Origin of the sequence: Mycobacterium triplex, assembly GCF_000689255.1 — a bacterium.
Lineage (GTDB): Bacteria > Actinomycetota > Actinomycetes > Mycobacteriales > Mycobacteriaceae > Mycobacterium > Mycobacterium triplex.
In genome coordinates, this window is the sequence record NZ_HG964447.1 from 387,553 (window position 1) to 405,270 (window position 17,718).

The 17,718-nt window shown below is 62.2% G+C and carries 16 protein-coding genes; 1 reads left to right on the plus strand and 15 read right to left on the minus strand.

Annotation, left to right across the window (positions count from 1 at the left end; all coding sequences use genetic code 11):
* Positions 1-19 precede the first annotated feature (19 nt).
* Positions 20-1,618, plus strand: a complete 1,599-nt coding sequence (locus BN973_RS29345) for a benzoate-CoA ligase family protein (protein ID WP_051641710.1) — start codon at positions 20-22, stop codon at positions 1,616-1,618.
* A gap of 487 nt (positions 1,619-2,105) precedes the next feature.
* On the opposite strand, the gene BN973_RS29350 is transcribed toward BN973_RS29345, so the two are convergent.
* The 15 genes from BN973_RS29350 to BN973_RS29415 all read right to left on the minus strand — a co-directional run bounded on the left by BN973_RS29350 (position 2,106) and on the right by BN973_RS29415 (position 17,689).
* A complete protein-coding gene (locus BN973_RS29350) occupies positions 2,106-2,624 on the minus strand; it encodes a DUF732 domain-containing protein (RefSeq protein WP_232232259.1) in 519 nt (172 codons plus the stop codon).
* 49 nt (positions 2,625-2,673) lie between these two features.
* Entirely contained in the window at positions 2,674-4,251 is a 1,578-nt protein-coding gene (gene mhpA, locus BN973_RS29355; RefSeq protein ID WP_051641711.1) for a bifunctional 3-(3-hydroxy-phenyl)propionate/3-hydroxycinnamic acid hydroxylase MhpA, read from the minus strand.
* Positions 4,252-4,305: 54 nt separating this feature from the next.
* Positions 4,306-4,998 carry a CAP domain-containing protein gene (locus BN973_RS29360; RefSeq protein ID WP_036473911.1) on the minus strand — a complete coding sequence of 231 codons (693 nt, stop codon included), beginning with the start codon at positions 4,996-4,998 and terminating at the stop codon, positions 4,306-4,308.
* 338 nt (positions 4,999-5,336) lie between these two features.
* Positions 5,337-5,981, minus strand: a complete 645-nt coding sequence (locus BN973_RS29365; RefSeq protein ID WP_036473917.1) for a hypothetical protein — start codon at positions 5,979-5,981, stop codon at positions 5,337-5,339.
* A gap of 62 nt (positions 5,982-6,043) precedes the next feature.
* Complete coding sequence (locus BN973_RS29370; RefSeq protein WP_036473919.1) at positions 6,044-6,745, minus strand: hypothetical protein; 702 nt, start codon at positions 6,743-6,745, stop codon at positions 6,044-6,046.
* Positions 6,712-8,181: an MCE family protein gene (locus BN973_RS29375; RefSeq protein ID WP_036473920.1), complete on the minus strand. Its 1,470-nt coding sequence runs from the start codon at positions 8,179-8,181 to the stop codon at positions 6,712-6,714. The genes BN973_RS29370 and BN973_RS29375 overlap by 34 nt, the downstream gene beginning before the upstream one ends.
* A gap of 3 nt (positions 8,182-8,184) precedes the next feature.
* The gene (locus BN973_RS29380; RefSeq protein WP_036473921.1) at positions 8,185-9,324 is read right to left on the minus strand and encodes a virulence factor Mce family protein; all 1,140 of its coding nucleotides are present in this window, start codon (positions 9,322-9,324) and stop codon (positions 8,185-8,187) included.
* Entirely contained in the window at positions 9,321-10,649 is a 1,329-nt protein-coding gene (locus BN973_RS29385) for an MCE family protein (RefSeq protein WP_084163681.1), read from the minus strand. The genes BN973_RS29380 and BN973_RS29385 overlap by 4 nt, the downstream gene beginning before the upstream one ends.
* A complete protein-coding gene (locus tag BN973_RS29390; protein WP_036473922.1) occupies positions 10,646-12,007 on the minus strand; it encodes an MCE family protein in 1,362 nt (453 codons plus the stop codon). The genes BN973_RS29385 and BN973_RS29390 overlap by 4 nt, the downstream gene beginning before the upstream one ends.
* Complete coding sequence (locus tag BN973_RS29395) at positions 12,004-13,032, minus strand: MCE family protein (RefSeq protein ID WP_036473923.1); 1,029 nt, start codon at positions 13,030-13,032, stop codon at positions 12,004-12,006. The genes BN973_RS29390 and BN973_RS29395 overlap by 4 nt, the downstream gene beginning before the upstream one ends.
* A 40-nt stretch (positions 13,033-13,072) precedes the next feature.
* Entirely contained in the window at positions 13,073-14,431 is a 1,359-nt protein-coding gene (locus tag BN973_RS29400) for an MCE family protein (RefSeq protein WP_051641736.1), read from the minus strand.
* A gap of 5 nt (positions 14,432-14,436) precedes the next feature.
* Complete coding sequence (locus tag BN973_RS29405) at positions 14,437-15,288, minus strand: ABC transporter permease (protein ID WP_051641712.1); 852 nt, start codon at positions 15,286-15,288, stop codon at positions 14,437-14,439.
* Positions 15,285-16,052 carry an MlaE family ABC transporter permease gene (locus BN973_RS29410; RefSeq protein WP_036473925.1) on the minus strand — a complete coding sequence of 256 codons (768 nt, stop codon included), beginning with the start codon at positions 16,050-16,052 and terminating at the stop codon, positions 15,285-15,287. Before BN973_RS29410 ends, BN973_RS29405 begins: the two co-directional genes overlap by 4 nt.
* The gene (locus tag BN973_RS31290) at positions 16,049-16,225 is read right to left on the minus strand and encodes a hypothetical protein (RefSeq protein ID WP_156959199.1); all 177 of its coding nucleotides are present in this window, start codon (positions 16,223-16,225) and stop codon (positions 16,049-16,051) included. Before BN973_RS31290 ends, BN973_RS29410 begins: the two co-directional genes overlap by 4 nt.
* Before the next feature lie 411 nt (positions 16,226-16,636).
* Positions 16,637-17,689, minus strand: coding sequence for an alpha/beta fold hydrolase (locus BN973_RS29415; RefSeq protein ID WP_330981756.1), 1,053 nt, complete (start codon positions 17,687-17,689; stop codon positions 16,637-16,639).
* Between the last annotated feature and the right edge of the window lie 29 nt (positions 17,690-17,718).

Genomic DNA, 17,718 nt, shown 5'->3' on the forward strand with positions numbered 1-17,718 from the left:
ACCATCTGAGGGTTTCTTGATGGACTCCACGTCACCGGTGCCATCACCACACGAGGCGTTCAACGCGGCCGCTTACCTCGTGGATCGACACCTGCCAGAGGGCCGCGGTTCCTCTACGGCGGTGGTTACGTCGAGGCGCACCCTCACCTATGACGATCTTGCCGAAGCGGTTCATCGGGTGGCGGGCGGTTTACGACGGCTGGGTGTGCGCCCCGAAGAGCGGGTCATGCTGTGTATGGCAGACGGTATCGAACTACTCACGGGCATCCTGGGAACCATGTATCTGGGTGCCGTACCGGCACCGGTGTCGACGATGTTGACCGGCGCTGAGCTCGGCAAGCTACTCGCAGACTCGCGCGCAAAGGTACTCTGCGCCTCTACGGAATTCGCTCCAGCGGCGTCAGCGGCTGTCGGGTCCGCGCCTGAAGTCACTGATGTGGTGTTCGATGGAGTGACACCCAATAATCCGCTGGGCGTTGCTGTGCACCTGTGGGATGCGCTGGCGAACGCGGAGCCGATTCCGACGCCATACCAGACGTGGGAAGACTCGCCGGCGTTGTGGTTGTATACCTCGGGTACGACGGGAACGCCGAAGGCCGCGATGCATCGCCACCGTAGCGTCAGGTTGGTGGCCGAAAACTATGGAGTTGAAATCCTCGGTATTCAGCCTGAGGACCGCTGCCTGTCGGTGGCAAAACTGTTCTTCGCGTACGGAATCGGCAATACGTGCTTTTTTCCGCTGTCCGTCGGGGCAACAACGATTCTCGAGCGAGAGCGACCAACCCCGGCCACCATCGCCGAACGTATCCGCACCACGCAGCCGACGTTGTTCTTTGCTGTGCCGACCTTCTACGCGTCTATGCTGGCCACCACGCTTCCCGCCAACACATTCTCCAGTGTGCGCCTGGGCATTTCGGCGGGTGAAGCGCTACCCGCAGAACTTTATGAGCGCATCCGTCACCGATTTGGCGTTGAAGTTTTGGACGGGATCGGATCGACGGAGGCGCTGCACATCTTCTTGTCGAACCGACCGGGCGAGGTTGTCCCGGGCTCATCGGGTGTACCTGTGCCCGGTTACGAAGTCCAGCTGCGCGACGACGATGGTGTTGTGATTGCAGCACCCGAGCAGCCGGGCACTCTATACATTCGGGGATCCTCTATCGCCTCGGGATATTGGTGTCGCGCCGAGACGACGCGTCAAGTGTTCCAAGGAGATTGGCTTCGAACCGGCGACGCTTATGTTCAAAACCGTGACGGCTCTTACAGCTGTTTAGGGCGCAGTGGCGACATGCTCAAGGCTGGCGGGATCTGGGTGTCGCCCGCCGAGGTCGAGGAGCGGCTGCTGGCGCATCCCAGTGTCGCCGAAGCGGCGGTTGTTGCTGCGCCGGACGCGGCGGGGTTGGAAAAGCCGGTAGCCTGCGTAGTCGCACGAGATGGCCACCATGTGGATACCGACGAGCTCATTGCTTGGTGCCGCGAAGAGCTCGCGGCTTTCAAACGTCCACGGGCAGTGGTGGTGGTGCACGAATTCCCTAGGACTCCGACCGGCAAGATTCGCCGCAACCTCCTGCGCGAACACGTCGCTGATGTCCTACGACACGGCGCAGTATCGGCGTAGCGGACCGAGCGATACAACTTCTTAGCAACTGTCGTCGCCGTGACAGCGCCGCGGGGATGCAGGCAACGGCCGCACCGATATCTCACCACGTCCGTTGAGGTACTGGTGAATCCTGGGGCCCAACGCGGCCCGCGGATTCCGGACTGTCGCCGCTGCTTTCAATGCTTGGCCCAACCCGTTGACTGGTCGCATTGATCAACCGATCGGGCTCACGCCGAGGGCACCGCCGAACCTAGAACGAGATCACCCGCTACGCTCATACCAGGGGCTACGCCAGCTCACTACCGGGGTGTAACACAGTGTGACTTGTCGCACCTGCGTCCACGACATGTTTCTACCAGGCCGTTTCGTCATCCAAGCTAAAACGCATGCTCGGCGGCTCGTAACGCGGGTATCTGACTGAGGAAGTGCGGCGCGCAGGGTCGCGTAGTGGTCCCAAGGCGATATGTGTTGCACGGCACATCAGGTGCGATTCCTGATGACTCTGTTACTGCGGCGGTGGCTGATAGCCCCCAGCGGAGTTGCGCAACTGCCAAATTTGGGACGGGCACAAGAGGTTGACCGCATAGGAGATTAGATAATTGGCCGCGAACTCGTCGTTGGGTGTGACGGCACTTTTCACAGCAGTCATCACTTGCGCATAGTTGTCGCCTCGACTGACCCTGTCGCAGATCTCGTGGCCGTAGCCAATCGCGTCACCGTTGGGAAAGTTGTAGTGTCGGCGCACCGCAACGTTGTACATATACTCGACTTCAGGCACCGGGGCGGCGCCGCTACGCGGTGCGGTGATGAGCAGCGTCCCCGCGCTCATCCCGGCAGCAACAACGATGGTGAGTGCCGCTGACCTCCGGCGCATCATGGCTGATGACTGATGTCCCGTGGCGGCTCGTCTGCACGACGTGGCACCGGCTCGCTTGCTTGTAGGCTCCCAGAACGCCAACAGTCGTGCGTGCCAACGGATGTAGACAAGGGATGAGCCCGCCTTGGCTTTCTGGTATTTGAGCATAAGGCCCCCTGTGACGTGGCGTCGGCACATCTCAACCGATTCCGATCCGCTACGCGGCGGCGAGTTGTGTTTGTAGCTGGTCGACAAGTTGTCGAAGTGTATGGGAGTTGGAGGCGCCGCCATAGGTGTACCCGTCAGGCCGGATGAGCAGCGCCGTAACTGCATTGTGCGACAGCCAATCTGTCAGGCGCACATCGGCACCGAGGTAATGGCTCGGTTGGCCGGGATCTAGAGCGATGACGTGGGTGCCGATCGCTTGCAGAAACTCAGTGCGTTTCGAGCCGAGGGTGCGGGGGGCTGGTTCGCTGGTGGTTGTGATGAGGAGAAAACCCGGGCTGAAGAGCTCGTCGCTCAAGCAGGGGCCGTCTTGGGTTTGCAGGCGAGGTTGTATCGCGTACATTCCGGCGATGCTGTCTTCGGTTGAACTGCTGCGGATTCCGTACGAGATTGCTGGAAGGGATGGTGTTGGTGGAACTGCACCAGCTCGTAGTGCGGCATCACGCTGGGCTGCCTGTGCGGGATCGAGAGTGCAGCTGTGCTGGCCCATGAGCAACGATTGTTGGATTGCAGCGTCATTGAGCGGCTTTCTCTCTACGGTGTAGCTATCGAGAAGTGCGGGTGCGGCGAGGCGCCGCAGCACCAGGTCGAGTTTCCACGCGAGATTGGCGACATCAGCAATGCCTGAACACATCCCTCTGCCCATGAACGGCGGCATGAGATGCGCTGAGTCACCAGCCAGCAGTATGCGGTTGTCCCGCAGGGTATTTGCGCTCAGCGAGCGAAACTGATAGACGGCGTGGCGGACCAGTGTTGCGTTAGCGGGCGTGGCGTAGGATTGGAGTAGTTGCCAGACACGTGGCTCGGTGAAGTCGCCGGCGTGTTCTCCATCGAGCAGCATGAACTCCCACCGTCGATGCGTGCGTCCGTTGGCGATCATGGCGCTGGGTCGTTTGGGGTCGCACATCTGCGCCAGCCGCGGAAGCGACTTGAACGTGGATGGGTCATCGGGTCGGATGTCGACAACTAACCAGTTCTCGCTGAATCCGAAATCGTCGAGCGAGATTGTCGATGATGAGCGCACGACGGAATTAGCACCGTCAGCGCCAATTACCCAGCGTGCGTTGACGGTACGAGATTTCTGGGTCGGCCCGGATTCGGTTGAGATCGTTGGCAATAAAGTGAGCTGGACAGAGTCGGCGAATTGCACGATACGTTGGACCTGCCAGCCGCGGTCGACTCTGACAGACGGGTGCCGGCGCACGGCTAGATCCAGTGCCCGCTCGATCGTAGGTTGGTAGAAAAGGTAGGCCGCGGCCCATCCCGAGGGGTGTGGTGTGGTGAAGTCGATCTCTAGCGCGGGTTCGCCGTCCGCGCCGAACCATAGATATCGATCGACGGGCAGGGTTTCGCTATCGATGTCAGCATCCATACCGAGTCGGTGAAAGATGCGGCGGACTTCTCCGTCGAATCCGACCGCTCGGGGCAACGGGTAAGGCTCGAGATGGCGCTCGATGACCAAGACGCGGTGACCGTACTGGCCGAGTAGGGCTGCGGCGGTTTGGCCGACGGGGCCGTAACCGACGATAGCGACATCGACGTCAATGTCGGCTGGCCGAATCGTTGTCATGGTATGGGGTCCTGTCTAGTTGGTCGGTACAACGCGGGCCGGAGTATCTCTGTGTTATTGCGGCGGCATCGCGGGTGGTGGGTACACCCCGCGCAGGATCCACGGAAACCAGTTGATGCCGAATTCGAGTTCGTCGCTGGCGTCGTAGTCGGGGCTGGGATCTAGTGGAACGTCTTCAGGAATGACAACGGCTGCCTGCGGCCCAGTTTGCTGTCGGGCGGGGACGGGGTGAGGCGGTTCCTTCGGTTGGCCGTAGACGGCTACCAGAACAGTGCGATCGGGGCTGTTTTCCGACCACACACCGATTTGTGTGTGGCTGCAATCTGACATGATCGCCAAGTAGGCAGGGTTGTGATACCACTGATTGATCAACTCGATTCCGCTGATCGCAAGGGCGGGGTTGATCGCCACCGTTTCGGCCACGTTGCCGTGAAAACCGGCGGCGTTGGCGCGGTCTTGTGCCGTGGATCCATCAGAACCATTGTCGCCGTCGAGGTTTCGATTGGTCAGAACGTCGTGGGTGTGGCGTTGGGCGGCGAGCTGCAGTTGCGGGTTGATCCTGATGTCGTTGGTGCAGCCAGCCTGATGCTGAACGGTGTAGACGTTGGCGACCACACTATCGTTGAGGCGTTTGTTGTTGGGTATCAGCGTATTGTTGTCGCCGTCGGCGTGGGCGGCGGGAGCGATCAGTATCGCGGCGGCAGCCGAGACGCTCAGGCTGGCCCGGGTCAGTAGGTGGTATCGCATGATTGGGTTCCTTTCGGCTGGACATCAGCGACGGCGGGTGGCGAGCAGCGTTGCTAAGACATTGGGACAGGTGATTTGCGGTCGGCGCTGGTCGTTAGCCACCGGATAGACCAGCTGCGTGCAGAGCCGGCGTCGCGTTGTGGCACAGCGGGTTTGCTGAGAACGAGGATGTGACAGCAGGGTTCAAGGCGGCTGGGGCGTTGCGGAAGTCGCGGCGCTGCGCCGAAGCTTGAGGGGGCCCTCAGCGTTGAAATCGGACGAGTATTCCGACGACCTGAGGTCGGCGACCGCATCGGGGTTAGCGGTGTCGCTGTGCCGTCTGGAATTCGCATTTGAGATCAGACCGGGTCGAAGCCGGAGATCAGCCACGTTCCGGCGAGGTTATCAAGGCTCACTCGCACAGCCGAAGCGGTTTGGCTGGGTGCGCCGTTGCCGACCGTGACGGTCTGGTTCACGAATACCAAGACAACGGCATGCTGCGCGCTTGCCGATACGGATGCGGCCGCCGGGACAGTGGCTTGGGCGGTGATCTGTCGCTGTTGAGCGGCCGGGATGACCACGTCGTGGGTGAGTGAGGTGTATGAGTCGCGGAACTGACCGGTGAGGCGATCACGTGCGTCATTGAGTTGCTTGTCAACGGTATCGGGCCGATACGACAGCAATGCTGCGGTGGCATCGCGGGCTTTCTGTACGCTTTGGATTGCCGCGGTATCCGCTTGGTGGGCCGAGGAGATCTGCCACCGCGCGAATGCGGCCGTCAACGTCGATAGCAGCGCGATGGCTGGCAGTAGTGCGAAGACTGCGATACGAATCCAACGACGCGGTTGTCCGGAAGCCGGCGAGGCGTCGTCGGGCAACGTTGTTGCTTCCGAATCCGGGCCCGTGGCATCGGAGTTAGTTGTGTCGTCGAGGCCGGTGGCTGTTTCGTCCGTACAGTCGGCCATATCGTCGGCAGGTTCGGTGTGGTTGCGGGTGATTGCCATGGCGTGCTGTGTCTTTCAGATCGGATACGAGTGATCAGCTGGGTCGTGGATGAGCTGCTTTGCTAGGGAACAAATTCGACGTTGGCGACCTTGGCGTCGTTACCGATTTTTCGCACTACAATGCGCATCCGCCACGCTCGGGACGATTGGTCGGGGGATCCGGAGTTGGTGGTTTTGACGCTGACGGCGACGAGAACTTGTGCGTCATCAGGGGTTTCGGATTCAATACCAGCTTCGGTAACGCTGCCGACAGACTTGGATTTGGCTTGTTTGACTACGTCGATAAAGGGTTGTGCACGTTTGGAGAAGTCGTCGTAGAAGGTTCCGGTTGCTGAGGCCACGATGCGTTGGACATCAGTGTCGGCTTGTTGCCAGTCGATGGTGGTGAGGTTGAGCGCGGCTTGTTTACCGGTTTGTAGGAACAGTTGGCGTTGGCGTTGGTCTTGGTGGGCGTGGTAGGCGCTCAGGGTGAGCCATCCGGCTAGCGTGGCTAGGGCAATTGTGGCGGCGACGACGGTTGCGATGGCCCGGCGTGAAGGTTGAACGCGTTGCCGGATTGTCGCCGACGAAATCTCTTGGGCAGTACTGGTTTCGGTGGTGTCGGCTGCATCGTTCTCAGTGTTGTCGGCGATGGTTTCGCTGTCCTGGTGGTCGCTTTGCGTCGTTGCAGCGACCCCTGGGGCATCGGGGCTTGCGGTGTCGATCGCGGGGGTATCGGTGAGCTGGCGGGTCACCCGGCGGGCGGCGTGAGCAGTGTCTGCCATGTTTTCTCCTGATTTTGCGAATGGGCTAGGTCACCCTGGCGGTAGCGCTTTCCGTCGGGGCCGATGTATTCGCCTGTGGCGGGGTCGTATTCGGCGACGGCCAGCGGAGGCGGTGTGTTGGCCGGCGGTGTTGGCGGGTTGGATTGCGCGGTGGGCGCCGCGGGAATACGCGGTTGGGGAACGGGTTGCCCGGACAGCGTGGCGTTGGGGTCGCCTTTCCAGTTCGTGCCGTCGTTGAGCGGGACGTAGTTCTCCTCGCTTTCACACATTTGCACGGTGGGTGCGCGTTTCCCGGGTTTGGTTTCACACGGGGTGTTGCGGACACCGCGCACATTGAAGGGGGCGTCTTGGGGGATTCGGCAGTACAGGTCGCCGTCTGGGCGGTTGGGGTAGTCTTCGTAGCTTTGGACTCGAACTTGTTGGGGCGGAAGGAATCCGGTGTTACACACGGGCGGGAGGTTGAGGTTGAGGTTGAAGCTGATGTAGGCGCCCTTGTAGGCCTGTTTGGTGTTGCGGTTGGCCGCGGTCAGAGCCTGCATGATTTGGGTGCCTTGGGGTAGCAGGACGAGGAGTTGTTCGATGTTGGGTGCAAAGGTGATGGCTACCTGGTCGAGGCTGACGAGGTTGGCTAAAAGAATCGGCAGGGTCGGCTGGAGCCGTTCGAAGAGCTGGCGGGCTTCGTTGGTGGTGTCGGGACCGGTGCGCAGAATCTGCTTGAGGGATTCGTCGTGGCGACGGAGTTGCTCGGTGATGGTGGCTGCGTGGGCGCTCCACGCGGCGATGGAGTCGGTGCTGTCAGCTTGACTGTTGAGGACCGGTGGAGTTCGGTCGATGAGGGTGGTCAGGTCGGCGAGGTCGCTGTGGGCGGCTGCTGCCAACTGGCTGGAGCCTTTGACGATGCGTGCTAGCTCTGGGCCCAGTCCTTCAAACGCGGTGTAGGACTCATCGATGACGGTGCGCACATTGTCGCCGGGGATGGCTTGCAGACCGCGGTTGGTGGCGTCGAGCAAGGTGTTGATGTCTTCGGGTACCGAAACGTTGCTCGCGGAGATCACCGAGCCGTCGTGCAGGGGTGCCGAGGTGGCGTCTCGTGGCAGCAGAGCGACGAAATTTTCTCCCACGGCCGTTTGGCTGTGCACTTCGGCTCTGAGGTTGGAGGGAATGTGCACCCCGGAGTCCAAGGACAGGTGCGCTTGGACCCCGCGGTCGCTGAGTTCGACGGTTTCGACCCGGCCTACTTCGGTGCCGCGGTAGGTGACGTTAGCGCGCGGGTAGAGTCCTGCGGCTTCGGGCAGTTGCAGTGTGACGTCATAGCGTCCGATGCCGAACAGCATCGCGGGCAGGCCGATGTACTGCACGGTGGTGACGGCGGCGCCGGTGAGGGCGACGACGGTAAAGATGATCAGTTGGATCTTGATCCGTAGCGTTAGTCGCATCAGTCAGCGGCCTTGATCGGAGCGATAAGGGGCGATCAGTGGGTTGCCCGCGGTATAGGGGCTGGGCAGTTGGCCGATGGTGCGTCCCCACTGCAGTTCCAGTTCGGTGAGATTGCCTTCGAATCGGGTGGCGGTGAAAAAGGACGAGTCGAGTCGGCTCAGGGTCAGATCGACGATGAGGGTGACGTTGGCGAAGTCACCCCGGAACCATTTCTGGACGGTTTCCTTGGGCCAGGGGAAGTCGGTGAGGAAGCTCAGTGCGCGTGTCATGGCAGGGCCCGCGTTGGCCAGCGAGTCAAGGACTGGGGCAAGGTCGCGCAGTTCTTTGACGAAGTTGTCTTTGGTTTGGCGGACGGCGTCAGCAGAAAGTGCGCTGAATTTGCTGAAGTGGTCGGCGGCCTCAGCGAGGGTCTGGCGTTGTTGTTTGAGGACCGCCAGCGCGTCGGGGATGGTGCGCAGTGCGTTGTCCAGTACGGGTTTATCGTCGGCAAACTGGCCGACGAGCTTGTTGAGGCTGTCGGTGGCCGCGATGATGTCGCCGGTTTGATCGTTGAGTCTGTTGGTGTAGGTGTCGATCTGGGCAATGAGGTCGCGCAGGTCGTTTTCGCGGCCGGCCAGCGCGGTACTAAACGCTGCGGTGATGTCTTGCAGTTGGCCGATGCCACCGCCATTGAGTAGCAGCGATACCGCTGCCAGGGTTTGTTCGGTGGAGGGGTAGGCGCCAGCCGAAGCGAGCGGGATCAGCGCTCCGTCGCGCAGTTTGCCTTGCGGCGCCACACCTTTGGGGGCTGCCAGTTCGATGTGTAGGGAACCGAGCAGGCTGGTCTGCCCGACGGTGGCCACCGCGTTGGCGGGCAGGTCGACGTCGCCGTTGAGTCGCATGGTTACCAGGGCGTGCCAGCCCTGGCGTTCAATTTTGGAGACAGCGCCCACGGTGACGTCGCCGACGCGCACGCGGGAGTTCTGTTGGATGTTGTTGACGTCGGGCAGTTGGGCTTGGATGGTGAAGGCGCCGGGCCCGTGGCCTTGGGTGCCAGGTAGCGGCAGGGAATTCAATCCATGCCAGCCGCAGCCGGTAAGCGCTGCACCAAGCGCCACAGTCAGCACCGCGAAGAATGCCGCGCGGCCGGTCTGGGTGGTCATGAGCCTCCTTCGGGTGGCATCATCAGGCCCCGCAGCCCGTCGGCGGGATTCGTCGGTTGGGCTTCGGCGGGCAGCGCCTGCGCTGGTGGTGGCGCTTGCGGTGCGGGCGGGTTGGGTGCGGGCTGGGGTGGGATGTAGTCAGGGCGCAGCGAGTCTTGGCTGTAGGTGACTTCGTTGGGTCGTGCGATGGGCCCCACAAAGGGATTGAGTCCGATGGGGGGGAAGTTGTATTGCCGGTTTTTGATAATTGGTGCCAGATATTGCACGCAGAGTTTGGCTGCTTGTTCGGCACCCAGGCGCGATGCAGCCTGGATCGCGCCGCACACGAAGGTGATGGGGTTGGCGAATTGGTTGATCGCCAAGGCGCCGGCTAGGGCCGCTTGTGCTGGGTGGTAAATGTTGACGAAGTTCGACAGCGTGGTAGGCGTGACGTGCAGGACTTGTTTGAGGTCATCGAGATGGTTGGTGAGTTCAGTCGTGATCGAGGCGAGCCGATCCGTGGTGGTGCCCAACGCGTCGCGGTGTTCGGCGAGGAAGGTCTTCACATCACCGACCGCGGCACTGAAATCATCGAGGGCTTGGCCGATTTCGTTGGGGTCATTGGCGATCAGGCCGCTGACCTGAGCCAGATTCTTGTTCAGTTGCATCATCTGTTCAGTGCTGTCTTGCAAGGCGCTGGCCAGCATCGCGAGGTTCTTCACGGTGCCGAAGATGTCTGCGCGGTGGTCGCCCAGCGCGGACAGTGTTTGGGACAGTTGGATGACGGTGTCGCGCATGTGGGCGCCTTGTCCGCGCAGGTTGTCGGCGGCGGTGTTGATCAACGAGCCCAGCGTGCTCACGCCGCCGGGTTGTGTCGGCTGCAGGGTGTCGGTCAGCTTTTTCAGTTGCTGACGAAAGTCGTCGTATTCGACGGGGACGGCCGTGCGGTCTCGCGGGATGACCGCGTGGTCGCCCAATAACGGCCCGGCGTGGTAGGCGGGGGTGAGTTGGATCGCGCGGGCGGTAACCAGCGACGGGGACAAAATGACAGCCTTGGCGTCGGCGGGGACGCGGTATTTCGCATCGACCCAAAATGAGATCTTCACCTGCTGGGGTTGAGGGTCGATACGCTCGATCTTGCCGACGGTGACCCCGAGAATGCGTACATCGTCGTTGGCGAAGACGCCGTTGCTGTTGTCGAAGTATGCGGTGAGGTGAGTTCGGGGGTTCGTGGCGGGACGGATGACGATGGTCAGGACTCCGCCAATCAAGGTGAGCGCGAGTACCGTAGCGAGGACGCGCCGCCGAGTCGGCAGCCAGGTGCGGCGGGTCGTGGTCGTTGTCATGGATGGGTCTCTCCCGGTGGCGGATTCGGCGTCGGAGCACTGGGTTGCGGGACCTCGCTGGGTGCGGGCACATAGACCGGCCGGGGTGTCGGCTCGGGGATCGACTGATGGCCGGGCGGTTCAGGTGCGGGAGGCCCTGGCGGCGGCCCGCCGGGTGGGGGTGCGGGTTCGGGCTCGCGGTAGGGGTAGCAACCCGGCCCCGGCAGCGGGCACGGATGATCGCCGGGGTTTCCGGTGATCGCATCGGGCAGGGTCCGATTGGGCTCGCCGCCTTGTCCTGTTCTGGGGTAGGGGACAGGCAGTGGGGGTGTGCCGGGTTGGCCCGTCTGGGGATCGGTGCGCTGGGAGGGCAGTAAGACGTGGGGGTCGAGGCCGAGGTCGGAGAACGCCGCCGAGATGAAGGGCTGAAGGAACTGGCCAGGTAACAGATTGGAGACGTAGGCCTTGAAAAACGGTCCCGAGGACAGGGCTTCACCGAAGGACATCGCGTAGTCACCGAGCAGTTTGAGTGACTGCGTGACTTGCTGTTTGCGGTTGTCGACGATGGCAAGTACATCGTTGAGCTTGTCGAGGGCGGGTTTGAGCTGGGAGCGGTTGTCGGCGATGAAGCCCGAAAGCTGGCGGGATACCGCGGAGATATCACCGGCGAGGTGATCCAGTGCAGCGCTTTGGCTTTGCAGCTGAACGAACAGGGCATTCGCGTCGGCGATCAGCGCCACAACTTGGTCACTGCGTTTGGCCAGCACTGCGGTTGCCTTATGCGCGTCGGCCAGCAGTTGACGTAGCTGCTGGTCCCGTGTGTTGAGGGACTGGGAGAATCGTGCGACTCCTTGCACGGCGCCGGCCAAGTCGTTGGGGGTGTTGCGGAAGGTGTCGGCGAGGGTGGCCAGCGATTGGGAGATCTGGTCGGTGTTAAGGCCGCTGATGGTGGCGGTCAGATCGCCGAGCGCATCGGGCAGCTGGTAGGGCGACGAGGTGCGGTCTAGCGGAATTGGACCGTGTTGTTCACCGGTCCCGCGGGGCGTGACTTCCAGGATCTTGGTTCCCAGAAGACTTTTGGTTTTGATCGCCGCTTCGCTGTCGTCGCCGAGATGTACGTCATCGTTGATGTGGAAAGTGACCAAGACCCGTTCGCCGTCGAGCGCGATGTCGGAGACCTGCCCGGCACGAAACCCTGAGACTTGCACCGCGGCATACGGTGTCAACCCGCCGGCGTCGGCGAAGTAGGCCTGGTAGGTGGTTCCGGTGGTGAAGAACGGCAGTTTGTCGTACTCGAGGGCGGTCCCGACGATCGCTGCCGTCAGCGCTAGACCAAGAGCGCCCACGGCGAGGGGATTGCGCTGGTCGAGTGGTTTCACTGGGGGGTACACCGTCCTGTGGCCTGGCTGGCTACCTTGACATAGACCGGTTGGCCGCCTTTACCGTTGAGTTTGAGTACGAGGTCGCACAGGTAGAAACTGAAGAAGTCACCATAGAGTCCTTGGCGGCCCAACGCTTTATAGGTGTCGGGCAACGTGTTGAGTAGATCGTCGAAGTAGGCGCGGTCGCCATTGACCAGTGAGGCGACCCGGTCGGTCTGGGTTATGACCTGCGTAAAAGGGACGCGCGCCTGGCCGAGCATGTCGGCGACTTGTGCTGCGGCGGCGTCGCCGTAGGCGATGGCATTGGAGATGTCGGTCTTGCGGGCCGCAAGGGTGGACACGATCTGCGCTGTTGCGTCGACAGCCTTGTCGAATTGGGCAGCCTGGCCCGACAGGGATCCCAGGACAACGTTGAGGTTGGTGATGACTTGGCCGATCAGGCGGTCACGATCAGCGAAAGTGGTTGTCAGCGCGCCCGTTTGGGCGAAAAACGAGCTGATTGCGCTGCCTTCCCCTTGGAATGCGGAGATGAGCTGGCCGGACAGCGTGTTGAGCTGATCGGGGTTGATAGCGCGGAACAGGGGACGAAAGCCGCCGATCAGCGCATCGAGGTCGAGTGCGGGCGCGGTGCGCGACAGCGGGATCGTCTGGCCGGGTCGCAGCCGGTGGGTGTCAGATTTGCCTTCCAGCAATGCTACGTAGCGCCCGCCGATCAGATCGTCGTAGCGGATCACGGCTTGGGTTCCGGCGGTGAGGATGACGCTGTTGTCGAGACTGAATGTCACACGCACGGTGGCATCGGGGTTGATTTTGATGTGGCCGACTTTGCCGACTTCGACGCCGGCGATGCGCACAAAGTTCCCTTGTTCGAGCCCCGAGACGTTGCTGAACTCGGCGTCGTAGCTGGCGTTGGAGTTGAATCGAAGTTGACCGAACACGACGACGAGCGCCACGATGCCCAACAGGCACAGTGCACTGAAGATCACCAGACGCCAGGCGGCGCCCCCCAGATTTTCTTTCACCGCATTACCTTTCGCTGCGCAGGAAGGTGTGCTTGTCGTCTCATGGCCCCGGTGCCGCCGGTGGGGATGGGGCTGGCGGTGCGGGCACACCGGGGTACAGCGGCGTGCCGTCGGGCCCGTAGAGCGGCGCACCGTAGGGGGGTGCGCCGGGGTAGGGCATAGGCCCGGGCGCCGGGCCGCCGAAGTAACGGATGCTGGGCGGTTCGGGAGTCCCCCGGGTGACGGGCAGGTAGTTGGCCCAGCCGGGAAACCCGATACCGGGATTGGGCCGGATATCCATCCCGGTGCCCCATCCGGTATCCGTGATCAGCTGTCGGACCGGGAAATCTTTGTCGACGTTGGGTAGCGAGCCGCAACTGGGTTTACCGCCTGGGCCGCCTTTGGCGTTGACGATAGGAAGGTTGTCGGGGTAACGGTAGGGATCTTGACCAAACAGCAGGGCGCTGTCCATCAGCAGGGACCTGCCGTCGTCGCCGCCGGCAGCCCCATAACCGCCGTTGTCGAGGAAGAACTTCGCGCCCACCAGCAGGCAGGTGTAGGTCGGCTGGTATTTGTTGAGCAGCTCGGTGGTGGGCGCCAGCATATTGACTGTGTTGGTCAGGTGCGTGAGGTTGGGAGCCAGCAGCGTGGTGCCCGCCTGCGAGAATCCGATGGTGTTGAGCAGCAACGCATCCAGTGCGTCGGCTTGAGTGGTCACGGTGGCACTGGTGGTCGCGGCGGCATCAAGGGTGGTGATGAGGCGGGGGGCGGCACGGCCATAGGCATCGCTGAACCCTTTCAGGGATTGCCAGTCCCGCCTGAACGTTTCGTAGCGCGGGTTGAGCTCTGCGAGCACCGCATCGGTGTCGGTGATGGCCTGGCCGATGGTGTGGCCCTGGCCGCGAAACGCTTCGGACAGCGCGCCTAGGACGGCGTTCAGTTTGGCGGGGTCGATGGTGTGTAGGAGGTTGGTGAGGTTGTCGAAAACAGTGTTGACCTCGGTGGTCACATTCTGCGATGTCAACACTGCGCCGGCGGCCAATCGACGTGCCTCGGGGTGTTCGGGGTAGACCAGGTCAACGAATTTGGCGCCGAAGGCGCTGGTGACGCGGATTCGGGCACCAATGTTGGCGGGGATGTAGCGCAGCTGACCGCTGTCGATGGCCAATTTCAGTGCGACCGGCTCGTTGCCGCCGACGACGGAGGTAACCTCACCGACCTGGACGCCGCGGAGTTTGACTTTGGCGCCGGTTTCCATGACGAGCCCCGAGCGCGCCGAGGTCAGCGTCACCGGAATCGTGGAGCGGAAGCTCTTATTGAACAATGCGGTGGTCAGCACGACGAACAGCACGAGTACCGCCACGAAGATCAGCACCCACACCCGCGGGTGCAGTTTGAGGAACCGCTCAGAATGCTGCACCGAGCTCACCCCGCCAGAGTGAAGTTTCCGGTGCGGCCATAGACGGCCAGCGAGATCATCAGCAACACGAGCACCGCGACGACTAATGATGTACGCACGGCACGTCCGACGGCCTCGCCGACTCCGGCCGGGCCGCCGGTGGCGTTGAAGCCGTAGTAAGTGTGCACGAGCATGACGACTACCGCCATCACGGCGGCCTGCAGCAGCGACCACAGCAGATCGGTCGGATTCAGAAAGGTACGAAAGTAGTGGTCGTAGACGCCGGTCGACTGGCCGAACAACAGGGCGGTCGACGTGCGCGCGGAGACGAATGCGGCGAACAAGGCGATGCAATACAGCGGGAGGACGACGACGACGCCGGCGACCACGCGAGTCGAAGCCAGGTAGGCCACCGCGCGGATACCCATGACTTCCATCGCATCGATCTCCTCGTTGATGCGCATGGCGCCGAGTTGGGCGGTTGCTCCGGCGCCGATGGTGGCCGCCAGGCCGATGACAGAAGTGAGGGGGATGACGACGCGGCTGTTGAAGAAGGCCGCTAAGAACCCGGTGAGCGCTTCCACCCCGACGCCGGCCAAGGCGTTGTAGCCTTGCACCGTGATGATTGAGCCCGCCGACAGGGTGAGAAACCCGACGATGCCCACGGTGCCGCCGATGACCGCCAAAGCGCCTGTGCCCAAACCCATTTGGGCGACTTGACGCAGCGTCTCAATTCGGTACTCGCGCAGTGCGAAGGCGCTGTAACTCAGGGTGCGTAGGTAAAATACAATCTGGTAGGCGAATTGGTCGAAGCGCCCCAGCGCCCGCCGGATAAAATGTTGGGTTCGCGGAATCTGTTGCCGCGCAACAACACTCATCGCGTCGCCTTAACGCCGACGGCGGTGGTGACCAAGTTGATCACGAACAGTGACATGAACGCGTAGACAACCGTCTCGTTCACCGCGTTGCCCACTCCGGCCGGGCCCCCGCCCACCGAGATCCCTTTGTAGCAGGCGATCATGCTGGCAGCCAGACCGAATAATCCGGCCTTGATGAGTGCGATGAACAACTCGGGCAACCCGGTCAGCACCGTCATGCCCGCGACGAACGCACCCGGAGTGACGTGTTGGATGAACACCGAAAAGATGAACCCGCCGACGATTCCGGTCAGGATGACGACACCGGACAACATCATCGACACCACGGTGGCGGCCAGCACTCGCGGGACCACCAGCCGTTGTAGCGGGTTGATGCCCAGTACCCGCATCGCGTCGAGCTCCTCGCGGATCGTACGGGCACCCAGGTCCGCACACATCGCGGTGGCCCCCGCACCCGCGACCACGAGCACCGTGACAATCGGCCCGATTTGGGTGACCGCGCCTAACGCGGTACCCGACCCGGAAAAGTCGGCGGCTCCGAACTCGATGAGCAACACATTGAGGGTGAAGACCGACAACACCGTGAACGGAATCGACAGCAGCAGCGTCGGAAGGATCGACACACGCGCAACAAACCACGACTGCAGCAGCAGTTCCCGCCGCGCAAAAGGTCGGCGCGGTACTAGCCACAGCGTGGACAGCGCCATGATGAAGAAATCACCCACGGCGCGCATGGGTTTGGTGACTATGCTGGCCACCGTCATTTGGGCGCGCCCGCGATCGAGTGCTGCACCGATGCGCCGTGTGACACCAGGTCGACAATTCCGGCGCTGTGTGTGAGCGCGTTGACGTCGTCGCGCGATCCTGCGCGTCGGGATCCCTGCGCGATGGCGGGGTTGCTTCGTCGCCCGGCGAACACGGCGGTGTGTTCTTGCATTGTCGGGTCGTTCAACGCGGTCCTCTGGCGTCGGTGCGGTTTATTGAACAGATTGGCTGAGTCTAGGGCAGTGGGCAATTCTGTGTACAGGTTTTAGGCCGGTACGTTTTGCGCACGACTGTGACATGCAGGGATGCCGTAAACGGGTAGTTTCTTGGGGGTGTGCCCGGTGGCTTCGCTTGTGAGAGTACATACAGGTTGGTGCGTGAGCTGGTGCGATGAACCGGGGTGTACTGGGTCGTGATGCCGCCGCCCAGCTCCAGGGCGCGCCGCGCCGCGGTGCAGTCGGCCAGTCGGACCCACCGGATGATCGAGCAATCCCGGCTGAACCCCAGATTCGATGACGCTGATGGCCGACGACGGTCCGCGGCACAGGTTTGTCGCGAGCTGTGGGTGCACTCGATCGTGGTCTCAGATCGCTGTTTTACCGCCAGTGGTGGTGTCGTCTGTATGGATGCGTTGCAGGAAGTCGAGCAGGTAACGGTTCACCACGGAGGGTGCTTCTTCTTGGATCCAGTGGTTGAATCCGGGCAGAATTGCCGAAACCTGCAAGTCTGTGACGTATCCGTCCATCACCGAGGGCGGCATGAATCTGAGCACGGGATCGTCGCCGCCCGCAACGAATATCGCGGGGCAGTCGATGGTGGCGCCGTCATATGGCGCGAGTATTTCCCAGTTACGGTCGAAGTTCCGGTACCAGTTGAGCGGCCCGGTGAAGCCGTTGCGCTGTAAGGCGTCGATGTAGACGTGTTGGTCTTCTGCGCTGCGCCAAGGAAAACGCGGCGGAGGTGCTACGGACTGCCAGCCGTGGCGGTCGGTCACCCATCGGCCCGCGATGGCGCGTTCAATGTCGGCGGCGAACGCCGAGTCGGCGGCGCCGGGTTGTTGAAGCCACAGCATGTAGAAGTCGTCGCCCATCAGTTGTCGGAAGAATTCGGTGGGCCGCACTGGTGTACGGGGCACGTAGGGCACCGATAGTGCGGCGACGCCATCGATGCGGTCGGGATGTCGCAATGCGATGGCCCAGCCGACCAGTGCGCCGAAATCGTGACCGACGAGGGTGACGCGACTGGCGCCAAGACTGTCGATGAGATCGATGATATCGCGGGTCAGGTGGGTGATGTCGTAGTCGGCGACCTCGGTCGGCACCGACGAGCCGCCGTAGCCGCGCTGATCTGGCGCCACCGCACGATAGCCAGCAGCGGCCAGGGCGACTAGTTGATGACGCCAGGAGTACCACAGCTCGGGGAAACCGTGCAGAAAAATTACGGTCGGTCCTTCGCCCATTTCGGCGATGTGCATTGATATTTCACTCAAGCGCATGCTGCGATGCCGGACTTGGGCGAGCGCGTTGGCGTCTGCGTTGTTGGGGGGTGTCGCCATGTGTTCGGTGCCTCGTATCGGATCGGGTGGGGCCGTGATAGACGATGACCGGTCGATGGGGTGAGTGTTGCTGGCGTGCATCCAAGCGAGTCGCCGGCTGGGCCCGCCGT